Origin of the sequence: Pseudomonas sp. MYb13 (genome assembly GCF_002980075.1) — a bacterium.
GTDB classification, from domain to species: Bacteria; Pseudomonadota; Gammaproteobacteria; order Pseudomonadales; family Pseudomonadaceae; genus Aquipseudomonas; species Aquipseudomonas lurida.
In genome coordinates this window covers 23,404-35,202 of sequence record NZ_PCQI01000001.1, presented here as the reverse complement: position 1 = coordinate 35,202, position 11,799 = coordinate 23,404, and the positions used below count along the sequence as shown (strand labels likewise).

The following is an 11,799-nucleotide window of genomic DNA, read 5'->3' as shown; positions in this document are numbered from 1 at the left end:
GGGCCTGTCATGCGCCGCTGGGGTACCGAACGTGCTGTTGGCCTGCATGATCCGCAGGTCAACGAACATCACCTGGAGTCCACGGGCCTGCCGGCAGACAGTCGCCTGCGGCTGCTGAGCTTTAATATTCAGGTGGGCATCAGTACCGAGAAATACCGGCATTACCTCACCCGTGGCTGGCAGCACCTGCTGCCCCACAACGGGCGTGCCGGCAACCTGCAGAAGATCGGCAACCTGTTGAATGACTTCGACCTGGTTGCCCTGCAGGAAGCTGACGGCGGCAGCATGCGCTCCGGTTACATCAACCAGGTGGAACACCTGGCCCAACTCGGTGCTTTCCCTTACTGGTACCAGCAGCTCAATCGCAACCTCGGGCGCCTGGCACAGCACAGCAATGGCGTGCTCAGCCGCTTGAAGCCCTCCGCCATCGAAGACCACCCGCTACCAGGCCCCAAGGGGCGGGGTGCGATCCTCGTGCGTTTTGGCGAAGGCCCGGAGGCCTTGGTGGTGGTGATGATGCACCTGGCGCTGGGTGCCCGTACCCGCACCCTGCAATTGGCCTACATCCGAGAGCTGATTGGCAATTACAAACACCAGGTGCTGATGGGGGACATGAATACCCACGCCAGCGACCTGTTGATGAATTCTCCGTTGCGCGACCTCGGGCTACTGGCACCGCAAGCCGAAGCCACGTTCCCAAGCTGGCGCCCGCAACGCTGTCTTGACCATATCCTGCTCAGTCCTACCCTCACGCTCGAGAGTGTGCAGGTGCTGGCGCAGCCCATCTCCGATCACCTGCCGGTCGCGGTAGAGATTCGTCTGCCGGGTTCGCTGACGGCTGATGCATTACCCGCGTTGAGCCCCGGCCCTCGCGGACCCCTTGCATGAGCGACGACGCCCAGCGCTGGAAAGAGAAATACCTCAAAAGCATCGAGCAACAGGAAAAGCTCGAACGCCGGTGGGCCGCCCGCCTCGACTTGCTGCGCCGTGGGCTGGTGCGCAGCACGCTGGCCGCCGAGGGCACCGACCGCGCGGTCGACCAATGCATGAAGGAAATGCGCGACGTCGTGCGTACCGATGATATGGACGCCGCGCTTGCCGCCTTGTTGCCGCGCCTGGAAAAAGCCGTACTGGATTCGGAGCAGCGCCGCGAAACCCGGGTCGATCAGATCAGCACCGCGCTGACGTCCCTGGTCACTCAACTGCAAAAACTGCCATTACCCCGTGAAGTGGCCCGGCCGCTGAAGGCGTTCGCCAAGCAGTTGGACGGTCGAGTCAGCCAGGCACGTGAGATCCCCTTGCTGCTCAGCGAGTTGAGCGGCCTTCAAGGCCAGGCGCTGAACAACCTGGAGCCGGACGGCGAAACCACGCGGCCTGGGCCTGGGCTTCTGCAGCGCCTGTTCGGTTCCAAGGAGGTCGCAAACGAGGGCGTGACCAGCGAGCCAACACCCGCCCCTGCCGCGCAACCCGCAGTGGCCAAGCCTGTTGCTGAGCCTCAGCCGCCCGAGCCTGAGCCCGAGCAGTCCGAGGCGTTGACACAGGCCCTGCGCGCCTTTGCGCCGCAGTCTCAAGAGGCGGTTGCCCCCGCAGTTGAGCTGGCCGCACCCGCCAAGGTTGCCGAAGCTGCCAGCGAGACGTTTGTCTACGAAGCCCCGGCTCAGGCTGCTCTCCTTGACGTGCCCTTGGCGCGTGTCGAACCCGAGCCTCAGGCCGAACAAGCTGCATCGCAAAGCGCCCTCGCCGCCTTTATTGAACCGCCTGACGTCAAGGTCGAAGCCCCCGATGAGACCGTCATCGGTAGTCTGTCGCTCCCTCCCGTGCTGGAGGTCGAGCAGTCCGACCCTGACGAGCTGCAAGCGGGCGGCCCTTACTCCCTGCCCGATTCGCCGGAGCCATCCTACAGCTCCGTGGCCAAGCACATTGAAGACACCCTGCTTGGCCTGCTGGATGAGCTTTCCTTGCCCGAGCGCCATCGGCCCCAGGCCGAAGCCATGCGCGAGCGTCTTGCCCACGGCTTGAACTGGTATGAATTGCTGCCGATCCTCGATGACCTGGCCGTGTTGATGCTGGCGGTCACCGACAGTGGCCAGCATGAGTTCGAGGCTTACCTCAAGCAGCTCAACGAGCGTCTCGAAGCGTTCCAAGGGCATTTGCAGGTCGCCAGTGACGGCCATGCCGATAGCCGTTCCGCCGCCCGGGAGTTGGACACGCAGATCCGTGAACAGGTCGACGGGCTGCAAAGCAGCGTGCAGGACGCCGCCGACCTGGAAAGCCTCAAGCACGTATTGGAAAGCCACCTCGAAGGCCTGCTCGGCACCATGGATGAACACCAGCAGCAGCGCGACCAGCGCGAGCAGGAAACGGCGGCACGTCTTAAAGGCCTGGCTGAGCGGGTCGCCAATATGGAGCAGGAAGCCCAGGGCTATCGCGAGCACCTGGAGGTGCAGCGCCAGAAGGCCTTGATCGATCCGCTCACCGGCCTGCCCAACCGCGCCGCCTGGAGTGAGCGTCTGGATCATGAAGTCAATGCCTGGCATCAATGTGGCAACAGCCTGTCGCTGGCGATGCTGGACCTCGATCACTTCAAGCGCATCAACGACGGCTACGGCCACCTGGCTGGCGACAAAGTGCTGAAAATCATCGCCAGCGTGCTGCGAAAGCGCCTGCGCCCGACCGACTTTATCGCGCGTTTCGGCGGTGAAGAGTTTGTGTTGCTGATGCCAGACTCATCCCTGTCGGATGCCCTGGCAGCGGGCGAGGTATTGCGTGCAGCGATCGAAGCCTGCCCATTTCACTTCAAGGGCGAGCCGGTGACCATCACCGTGTCCATGGGTGTGGCACAGTTTCAACCGGGAGAACGCAGTGACTTGGCGCTCAAGCGTGCCGATGCGGCGCTGTATCGGGCCAAGGCAGCAGGGCGTAACCAAGTACAGGCAGCCTAAAAAGATGTTCCATTTTGTAATTTGACGGCTGGGTCATAAACGGTACGTTACACTGTTGCATTATTGTCCTTCAGCGTAACGTCTTCCGCCATGAAATCCTTGTACATCGCCTTTGTGTTTCTTCTGCTCGCGGGCTGCGCCAGCGGCCCGCGCCTGGACACCACCCACCCCTCGGTAAACCACGACAACCGCATACAGTTCGTGGTCGTGCATTACACCTCCACCAACCTTGAACGTTCCCTGGCATTGCTCACCCACGGCCAGGTCAGCAGCCATTACCTGATCGGTGACGACGCCTCAGGCACCCTCTACAAGCTGGTGGATGAGAGCCAGCGCGCCTGGCATGCCGGGGAAAGCGAGTGGATGGGCCGTACCTGGCTCAACTCCAGCTCCATTGGTATCGAGATCGTGAACCCTGGCTACAAGGACACGCCGACAGGCCGCTTGTGGTATCCGTATTCCGAGGCGCAAGTGAAGTCCCTGGTGGTCTTGCTCAAGGACATCAGCAAGCGCAACGGCATCGACCCCAAGAACATCATTGGCCACAGTGACATTGCGCCGCTGCGCAAGCTTGACCCGGGCCCCCTATTCCCCTGGAAGCGCCTGGCGGATGAAGGGCTAGGCGTCTGGCCGGATGCCCAGGCGGTCGCGCGGTTCCAAGTGCAATACGCCGCGGAACTGCCCAGCATTACCTGGTTCCAGGAAGAATTGGCTCGCCTTGGCTATCAGACGCCCCAGACCGGCGAGCTGGATGTGGCCACGCGTCACGTGATCGCGGCGTTCCAGATGCATTTCCGGCCATCGCTGTTTGATGGCACGCCGGATGCGGAAAGTGCCGCGATCCTGCGTGCGTTGAACCGTCGTTAGAGCGGCAGCGCCATATAGAATTGAGTACCCTGCCCCGGCCGCGAGTACACGCCCATGCGGCCGCCGTGCAACTGCACGATCTCCTTGCACAGCGCCAGCCCGAGGCCGGCGCCGCCTTTCTTGCGGCCCACCTGGACAAAGGGTTCAAAGATGCGCCCCTGCTGCCCGTACGCAATGCCCTCGCCGTTATCCTCGACGCTGATAATGACCCGCTCGCCATGGCGGCGTGCCTGCAGACGAATTTGCCCGCCAGCAGCGGTATGGCGCAGGGCGTTGCCCAGCAGGTTGTCGAGCACCCTTTCCAGTTGTGCCTGGTCCGCGTAGAGCCGCGGTAGATCGGGTTGAGCTTCTACGAGCAGTTCGATGTCTTGCGCGTTGGCTGGCTCGACGAAACGCGCCCGGGCATGTTCGAGCAGATCCGTGACATCGCACGGCCCCAGCGTGAGTTTCTGCAAGCCGTTCTGGTAGCGCGAGAAGTTGAGCAGGTCGTTGATCAGCTGCATCAGCCGCTGCATCTCCTCGTTGACCGTATCCAGCAGATCCGCTTCACGGGAGTCCGCAGGAAATTTAGCACGCTCGCGGAACAGCCCGAATGCCATGTGCATGCCGGTCACCGGAGTACGCAGTTCATGGGAGGCACGCAATACGAACTCGCTGCGCACCCGTTCGAAGGCGCGTTGTTCGGTGACGTCATGCAGCACCATCACTGCCCCGAGGATATGCCCCTGGATATGGCTGACGGGGGTCAGGCTATAGGTCAACAGGCGAAGTTCGCCTTCGACCTCCACTTCCAGGTCATCCGGTGCCCGTTCCAGGTTGCCGCCGCGCAATACCAGTTGCAGTTGCTCATCCAGTTCCGGCCGCGCCAGCGCCTCGCCCAGGCCCTGGCCGAGGCGTTGCTCATCCCAGCCCAGTTGACGCTGAGCCACAGGGTTGAGGTGCTCCAGGCGGCCTTGGCGGTCAATCATCAGCAAACCATCGTCGATGCTGTCGAGCACCGCTTGCAGGCGCTGTTGACCGGCCAGAAGTTCATCGACATTGGTCGCCTGATGCTGGCGTACCGCTTCGGCCATGATGCCGAAGCGACGGGTCAGCTGGTTCATTTCCGCTGCCGATGAGATCGGCAGCGTCACCTCGAAATCGCCTTGCCCGATCTTGTCCGCCGCCTTGGCCAGCGCCTCGATCGGCCCGCCAAAACGCCGCGCGATACCATGCGCCGTCACAAAGCCGATGATCAGCACCGCGAGGCCTACCAACCCCAGCAACCCGGCGATCAGCAAGGCGCGTTCGCGAGACTTGTGCTCGCTGTTGCTGATGTTTTCCAACGCCTGCTTGTGTTCGCTGATCAGGCCGTTGCGCAGCGTATTGAAGGTGTCGGTGAGTTTTTCCTTGGTGCCTGGCGGGGGGGTTGGTTGCTGGGATTCGTCAAAGGCCCCCAGTAGTCGCTGATACTGGCTTCGGGCCTCGCTGAAGCCTGTCCCGCGTCCGTCGCGCTGTTCATGGGCTATGCCCTGGTCCAGCAGTTCGAAGTAGCGCTGCTTGGAGGCTTGCAGTGCCTCGGGGTCTGGGCGGTCCTCCAGCATCATGATCAGTTGGTCACCCAGGCTCTGGCGCAGCTTGAGCCCCAGGTCCAGGGTGATGAAGTTGCTGCGAATTAGGGATTCCTGGGTCTTGGCCATTTGCATGACGCTCACCAGGCCCAGGATCAGGCCCAACAGGGCGACGGTGATCAATGCTGAGATACTCAGGAATAACCGAGTGCGCAGCTTCATCGCTAACTTCATAAGGTACAGCTCACAGGTTGTACTGTTTGCGTTTGCGGTACAGGGTCGACGCGTCGATACCCAGGGTGCGAGCAGCCTGGTCCAGGGTGTCGCTGGTGGCGAGCACGGCGCCGATGTGGGCTTTCTCCAGTTCGTCCAGGCTCAGCGCCGCCCCGATGCGTGGAGCGTTGTTGGTCGGCTGCTCGGCCATCCCCAGGTGGCTGATTTCAACCTTCTCCTGTGGGCAGATGATACTGGCGCGCTCAACCACGTTACGCAGTTCTCGAATGTTCCCCGGCCAGCGGTAGTTGAGCAATGCTTCGCGCGCTTCATCGCTGAAACCGCGTGCCGGTCGGGCGTATTCCTTGACGAAACGCGCCAGGAACCGATCGGCCAGGGTCAGGATGTCTTCGCTGCGCTCGCGCAGCGGCGGCAGGTGCAAGGTGATCACGTTGAGGCGATAAAGCAGATCCTCTCGGAAGCGACCATCACGCACCATGTCTTCCAGGTTCAGGTTAGTGGCGGCGAGAATGCGTACATCGGCACGGCGGGTGACGGGGTCACCCACTCGCTCGTACTCCTTGTCCTGGATAAACCGCAGCAACTTGGGTTGCAATGTGAGGGGAAAGTCGCCGATCTCGTCGAGAAACAGGGTGCCTCCGTCGGCCTGGTTGACGCGCCCCAAGGTGCTCTCACTGGCCCCGGTAAAGGCGCCACGGCTGTGGCCGAACAGCTCGCTTTCCATCAGCTCAGCCGTCAGCGACGGGCAGTTGATGGTCACGCAGGACTTCTTCGAGCGTTTGCTCCAGCCGTGGATGGCGCGGGCCAGCTCACCTTTACCGGTGCCGGATTCACCCAGGATCAGGATGTTGGCGTCTGTCCCGGCCACCTGGCGCGCAGTTTCCAGCACCACCATCATGGATGGGCTATGGGAGTCCAGGCCGTCCTTGGGCTGGCGTACTTCGCCTTCGAGGGCTTCAAGGCGCGCAGAGAGCTGGCGCACTTCCAACTGCTTGGCAGTGGCAAGGCGTAGTTGGTCGGGGCTGCAGGGCTTGACCAAGTAGTCGGCGGCTCCGGCCTGGATCGCATCCACGGCGGTATCGACCGCCGAGTGGGCGGTGACTATCACCACGCGCATCCACGGTGCCTGAATGCGCATCTGGGCCAGCACGTCCAACCCATTGTCTTCGCCCAGGCGCAGGTCGAGGAAGCACAGGTCGAAGACCTGGCGCTGCATCAAGGTATCCGCCTGGGCTGCACTGTTGGCGGTGGCTACGGTGTAACCCTCGTCTTCCAGGCAATAACGGAAAGTGCGGAGGATCGCGGATTCGTCATCCACTAAAAGAATGCGGCCTTGAAGTTCCTTGGCTGATTCCATCTGTCCCGCGCTCCTTAAACTATGTGTGTATGAATGATGGTGTTTAGTCCCGGAATAATCGGGCAAGTTGCATGGTTCATTCTGATCGATAAAAGGCAATGTCGTGCAGCTATCTGCATCGCGTCCTACAAAGCCCCGCCTGATGGCGTTTTCATGCCTTCTTGCCAGTTCGGCAACACGCTTCACGTGTTCTATCCCTTGATCCGACCGCTGGCGATCGTGCATTTCGCACGGCTTGCGGGGGTGCATCGTGCAGGATGCTGGGCAGTCGTGTGACTGATAATATTTAACTCATTGATTTTATTGAGTTTTATTTTGTAAAAAAGCTGGCATGCGCTCTGCAATATCTCTCCCAACGAATAATCAGAATGCGGGAGAACAGCAGCATGACTCGCCAAACCCTCAGCCAACTGCGTGTATCGCCACTGCACTTGCAACAAGGCCTGTTTGCCAGCCTGGCCTTGATGGTCACGCTGATCGGTGGCCAGCAGTTGCAGCATTGGCAGCAGAGTCAGCAGCAGATTCCCCAGTTCGAACGTCCGGCCATGACCCAGACCCATTTCCGTTCCGTTGGCAGTGTTGCTGCCGATGTAACAGCCCCGCAACTGCAGATGGTTGACCAGGAATCTTCCCTGAGTGAACTGCCATCCCAGGAGCGTTGGGTGTTCTAGGCACCACAAGGCCACTCGTGTTGAGTGGCTGCACAGCACTACCGCTGTTACCTCTTAAAGAAGCATAAGGAGAATCACCATGTTGAGTTGGGCAATCACATTTCTGATCATCGCCATTGTGGCTGCAGTCCTGGGCTTCGGTGGCATCGCGGGCACCGCCACGGGTATCGCAAAAATTCTGTTTGTGGTCTTCCTGGTGATGTTCATCGCTTCGTTCTTCTTTGGTCGTCGCGGCCGAGGCTGAACATGACCACTTTGTCTTTCAAAGCCATTACTGCCGCCCTGCTGCTGGGCGGTAGCGGCTTGGCAATGGCCGCCAATGACGGCCAATCCCGAGCCAACGAATTGCTCAGCGCGGACCCGCAATACCGTGAAACGTGGCAAGGCGTAGTGAAGAAAGAAGAGCGCCTGCCGGAATGGGTCATGAACCTGTCTGGTACGGCCGAGCAGATGAATGCCGTGGAAGAAGATGGCGACAAGTACTTGGTCGGGCCGCTCTGCGAAACCGCGGACACCTGCCTGAACAAGCGCCTGATTGTTGCCTTCAGCCTCGACAAGGAGGATGCCTACGCCATGTTGGTGGAAGTCCCGGCCGGCCTGCCGGCGGACAAGTCCCCCACGCGGCACGCCGACTACCGCTTTATCGGTAAACCGGATGAAGGCATGCAGAAGTTGCTGATGGAGCAACTGAAGAAAGATCCGAATTGGTACTAGGTTCCGTCTGACGCGTTTGTCGTCTACGGGGCCAGCGTCCATAGAAAGAAGCCCCCTCGCTTCTTTCTGTCTGCATTGCCCGCCAAGGGCGGTGCATGACCAAGGGGCCGGGTTGCTCTGATCAATCGCGATCGGCGTGACCTACGGGTACAGGGAGTGCCTGCGCAAGGGCCGGGTCAGGTGAAAAGCTGCGACGCAGGTTCACAAGCCCATGGCTTGCTGAACTTGCGGCGGGCTTGTCAGGCTCACCTGCCGCTTCGTATGCCCCACATAGTTGATAATTCCCTTTCTGCTCTTGGCCAACCGTTACTTGGTGTGTCGGCCCGACCATCTATCGATAAAATCTGGTCTGGTCCATAGGACACTTCCGACGCTAAACACCGGTATTCCCAGGCATTTCTGCCACACCCCGAGAGACGTCCTGATTCTCTGAGCGAGCCGGCTTTGGCAGGTTCACGGCATGTCTGCCGGACAAAATGTCACATTTGAACTGACCGTTCGGACAGTTATTATTAAAAAAAGCCATGCCGATTCGGCATAGGGTAGGCGTTTACGGCATTAGACGTCGCTCCCTTGCATGGGAATAGTTGCGCCTTTTTTCGCCTGCCAGTAAGCCATTTCGGCCACGCTGCGGTGACCTTCCATGGAGGCAGATGCACACACTTTTTCGCTTTCGAGCGTTGCGGCTGGCGCATTTGCCTTGAGTTCACTTGAAGTAAGGGTAATGACATGAAGAAGGCAAAGCTAAGCCTCGCCTGGCAGATCCTCATCGGTTTGGTGCTGGGGATCGCAATCGGTGCAGTGCTCAACCATTTCAGTGCTGAAAAGGCCTGGTGGATCAGCAATGTGTTGCAGCCAGCGGGCGATATCTTTATCCGCCTGATCAAGATGATCGTGATCCCGATTGTGATCTCCTCGCTCATCGTCGGCATTGCCGGTGTCGGCGACGCGAAGAAACTCGGGCGTATCGGCGTCAAAACCATCCTTTACTTCGAAATCGTCACCACCATCGCCATCGTGGTTGGCCTGCTGCTGGCCAACCTGTTCCATCCGGGTGCCGGTATCGACATGAGTACCCTGGGTACCGTCGACATCTCCAAGTACACCGCCACTGCCGCTGAAGTGCAGCACGAGCATGCGTTCATCCAGACTATCCTCAACCTGATCCCTTCGAACATCTTCGCCGCCGTTGCCCGTGGCGAAATGCTGCCGATCATTTTCTTCTCGGTGCTGTTCGGCCTCGGCTTGTCGAGCCTCAAGCCTGAGCTGCGCGAGCCGCTGGTGACCATGTTCCAGGGCGTGTCCGAGAGCATGTTCAAAGTCACCCACATGATCATGAAGTACGCGCCGATCGGCGTCTTTGCACTGATCGCCGTGACCGTCGCCAACTTCGGCTTCGCCTCCTTGCTGCCATTGGCCAAGCTGGTGATCCTGGTTTACGTCGCCATCCTGTTCTTCGCTTTCGTGATCCTCGGTCTCATCGCCCGCCTGTTTGGCTTCTCGGTGATCAAGCTGATGCGCATCTTCAAGGATGAGCTGGTGCTGGCCTATTCCACCGCCAGCTCCGAAACCGTGCTGCCGCGTGTGATCGAGAAGATGGAAGCCTACGGCGCGCCGAAGGCGATCTGCAGCTTCGTGGTACCGACTGGCTACTCGTTCAACCTCGACGGTTCGACCCTGTACCAGAGCATCGCCGCGATCTTCATCGCCCAGCTGTATGGCATCGACCTGTCGATCGGCCAGCAACTGATGCTGGTGCTGACGCTGATGGTCACTTCCAAAGGCATCGCCGGCGTACCGGGCGTGTCCTTCGTGGTGCTGCTGGCCACCTTGGGCAGCGTGGGCATTCCGCTGGAAGGCCTGGCGTTCATCGCCGGTGTCGACCGCATCATGGACATGGCGCGAACAGCCCTTAACGTGATCGGCAACGCGCTTGCCGTGCTGGTGATCTCTCGTTGGGAAGGCATGTATGACGACGCCAAGGGCGAGCGCTACTGGAACTCGCTGCCGCACTGGCGCAGCAAGGAAGCGTCGCCGGCCGCGCAAGCCACCCGCAGCTGATAGCCCGATGGCGCCAAGACAAACCCCGGAGAATTCCGGGGTTTGTCGTTTCTGCCAGCCCCGCTATCATTCGCTCCATTCTTCGAGGGGTTTAACTGATGCTCAATGGCCTGTGGCTTGGCTTCTTTGTCGTGGCAATGGTGTCGGCACTGGCGCAATGGCTGGTCGGCGGTAACGCCGGGATTTTCGCGGCGATGGTGGAAAGCATTTTCGCCATGGCCAAATTGTCGGTTGAAGTCATGGTGCTGCTGTTCGGCACCCTGACGTTGTGGCTGGGCTTTTTGCGCATTGCCGAAAAAGCCGGGATCGTCGATTGGCTGGCCAAGGCGCTTGGCCCGCTGTTCCGCCGCCTGATGCCGGAAGTGCCTGCCGGCCACCCGGCCATCGGCTTGATCACCCTCAACTTCGCTGCCAATGGCCTGGGCCTTGATAACGCCGCCACGCCCATTGGCTTGAAAGCGATGAAGGCGCTGCAGGAACTGAACCCCATCCCCAACACCGCGAGTAATGCGCAGATCCTGTTCCTGGTGCTCAACGCGTCTTCGCTGACGTTGTTGCCGGTGACCATCTTCATGTACCGCGCCCAGCAAGGTGCTGCAGACCCAACGCTGGTGTTCCTGCCGATCCTGCTGGCGACCAGCGCCTCGACCCTGGTCGGCCTGCTCTCGGTCGCGATCATGCAGCGCCTGCGGCTGTGGGACCCGGTGGTGCTGGCGTACCTGATTCCGGGTGCACTGGTGCTCGGCGGTTTCATGGCGCTGCTGGCGACCCTCTCCGCCACCGCGCTGGCCGGGCTGTCGTCGATCCTCGGCAACCTCACGCTATTCGGCCTGATCATGTTGTTCCTGGTGATCGGGGCGCTGCGCAAGGTCAAGGTGTACGAGGCGTTTGTCGAAGGCGCCAAGGAAGGCTTCGACGTGGCCAAGAACCTGCTGCCGTACCTGGTGGCGATGCTGTGTGCGGTGGGTGTGTTGCGTGCCTCCGGGGCGCTGGACTTTGGTCTTGAAGGCATCCGTCATGTGGTCGCCTGGACGGGCATGGACACGCGCTTTGTCGATGCCTTGCCGACCGCGATGGTCAAGCCGTTCTCCGGCAGCGCCGCGCGGGCAATGTTGATCGAGACCATGCAGACCCAGGGCGTGGACAGCTTCCCGGCGCTGGTCGCGGCGACGATCCAGGGCAGTACCGAGACCACCTTCTATGTGTTGGCGGTGTACTTCGGTTCGGTCGGGATCCAGCGGGCCAGGCATGCCGTGGGGTGTGCGTTGCTGGCGGAGTTGGCCGGTGTGGTGGCGGCGATTGCGGTCTGCTACTGGTTCTTCGCTTAAGGCTGATACCGCTGTCGCAGGCGAGCCAGCTCCCACAGTTGACCGCGTTTATCCTGATGAAATGCGTTCGGATGT

10 protein-coding genes are annotated in these 11,799 nt (G+C 60.6%); 8 read left to right on the top strand and 2 right to left on the bottom strand.

Translation table 11 applies throughout. The features are described 5' to 3' along the window. Positions 1-9: 9 nt before the first annotated feature. The 3 genes from CQ002_RS00160 (at position 10) to CQ002_RS00150 (ending at position 3,809) form a co-directional block, all read left to right on the top strand. Positions 10-888 carry an endonuclease/exonuclease/phosphatase family protein gene (locus CQ002_RS00160; protein WP_034110630.1) on the top strand — a complete coding sequence of 293 codons (879 nt, stop codon included), beginning with the start codon at positions 10-12 and terminating at the stop codon, positions 886-888. Then, positions 885-2,942: a GGDEF domain-containing protein gene (locus tag CQ002_RS00155; RefSeq protein WP_105161420.1), complete on the top strand. Its 2,058-nt coding sequence runs from the start codon at positions 885-887 to the stop codon at positions 2,940-2,942. Before CQ002_RS00160 ends, CQ002_RS00155 begins: the two co-directional genes overlap by 4 nt. Positions 2,943-3,032: 90 nt before the next feature. Continuing rightward, entirely contained in the window at positions 3,033-3,809 is a 777-nt protein-coding gene (locus CQ002_RS00150) for an N-acetylmuramoyl-L-alanine amidase (protein WP_034110634.1), read from the top strand. On the opposite strand, the gene CQ002_RS00145 is transcribed toward CQ002_RS00150, so the two are convergent. Both CQ002_RS00145 and algB read right to left on the bottom strand, forming a co-directional pair. Further along, a complete protein-coding gene (locus CQ002_RS00145) occupies positions 3,806-5,593 on the bottom strand; it encodes an ATP-binding protein (protein ID WP_034110635.1) in 1,788 nt (595 codons plus the stop codon). The genes CQ002_RS00150 and CQ002_RS00145 overlap by 4 nt on opposite strands. 10 nt (positions 5,594-5,603) lie before the next feature. Beyond that, positions 5,604-6,950, bottom strand: a complete 1,347-nt coding sequence (gene algB, locus CQ002_RS00140; protein ID WP_025854310.1) for a sigma-54-dependent response regulator transcription factor AlgB — start codon at positions 6,948-6,950, stop codon at positions 5,604-5,606. 386 nt (positions 6,951-7,336) lie between these two features. Here algB and CQ002_RS00135 point away from each other — a divergent pair, with 386 nt between their 5' ends. The 5 genes from CQ002_RS00135 (at position 7,337) to CQ002_RS00115 (ending at position 11,724) form a co-directional block, all read left to right on the top strand. After that, a complete protein-coding gene (locus tag CQ002_RS00135; RefSeq protein ID WP_034110702.1) occupies positions 7,337-7,621 on the top strand; it encodes a hypothetical protein in 285 nt (94 codons plus the stop codon). A gap of 79 nt (positions 7,622-7,700) precedes the next feature. Next, positions 7,701-7,865: a DUF1328 domain-containing protein gene (locus CQ002_RS00130; RefSeq protein WP_003170804.1), complete on the top strand. Its 165-nt coding sequence runs from the start codon at positions 7,701-7,703 to the stop codon at positions 7,863-7,865. A gap of 2 nt (positions 7,866-7,867) precedes the next feature. Further along, positions 7,868-8,335 carry an inhibitor of vertebrate lysozyme family protein gene (locus CQ002_RS00125; RefSeq protein ID WP_010207846.1) on the top strand — a complete coding sequence of 156 codons (468 nt, stop codon included), beginning with the start codon at positions 7,868-7,870 and terminating at the stop codon, positions 8,333-8,335. A gap of 729 nt (positions 8,336-9,064) precedes the next feature. Continuing rightward, a complete protein-coding gene (gene gltP, locus CQ002_RS00120; RefSeq protein WP_034110638.1) occupies positions 9,065-10,396 on the top strand; it encodes a glutamate/aspartate:proton symporter GltP in 1,332 nt (443 codons plus the stop codon). A gap of 98 nt (positions 10,397-10,494) precedes the next feature. After that, positions 10,495-11,724 (top strand): nucleoside recognition domain-containing protein, encoded by a 1,230-nt coding sequence (locus tag CQ002_RS00115; RefSeq protein WP_034110640.1) that lies wholly within the window; start codon positions 10,495-10,497, stop codon positions 11,722-11,724. Positions 11,725-11,799: the final 75 nt, after the last annotated feature.

Excerpts from the sequence above, each read along its gene's own strand:
- CQ002_RS00160 (WP_034110630.1), top strand. The coding sequence starts at position 10 with ATGCGCCGCTGGGGTACCGAACGTGCTGTTGGCCTGCATGATCCGCAG.
- CQ002_RS00155 (WP_105161420.1), top strand. The coding sequence starts at position 885 with ATGAGCGACGACGCCCAGCGCTGGAAAGAGAAATACCTCAAAAGCATC.
- CQ002_RS00150 (WP_034110634.1), top strand. The coding sequence starts at position 3,033 with ATGAAATCCTTGTACATCGCCTTTGTGTTTCTTCTGCTCGCGGGCTGC.
- CQ002_RS00145 (WP_034110635.1), bottom strand. The coding sequence starts at position 5,593 with ATGAAGTTAGCGATGAAGCTGCGCACTCGGTTATTCCTGAGTATCTCA.
- algB (WP_025854310.1), bottom strand. The coding sequence starts at position 6,950 with ATGGAATCAGCCAAGGAACTTCAAGGCCGCATTCTTTTAGTGGATGAC.
- CQ002_RS00135 (WP_034110702.1), top strand. The coding sequence starts at position 7,337 with ATGACTCGCCAAACCCTCAGCCAACTGCGTGTATCGCCACTGCACTTG.
- CQ002_RS00130 (WP_003170804.1), top strand. The coding sequence starts at position 7,701 with ATGTTGAGTTGGGCAATCACATTTCTGATCATCGCCATTGTGGCTGCA.
- CQ002_RS00125 (WP_010207846.1), top strand. The coding sequence starts at position 7,868 with ATGACCACTTTGTCTTTCAAAGCCATTACTGCCGCCCTGCTGCTGGGC.
- gltP (WP_034110638.1), top strand. The coding sequence starts at position 9,065 with ATGAAGAAGGCAAAGCTAAGCCTCGCCTGGCAGATCCTCATCGGTTTG.
- CQ002_RS00115 (WP_034110640.1), top strand. The coding sequence starts at position 10,495 with ATGCTCAATGGCCTGTGGCTTGGCTTCTTTGTCGTGGCAATGGTGTCG.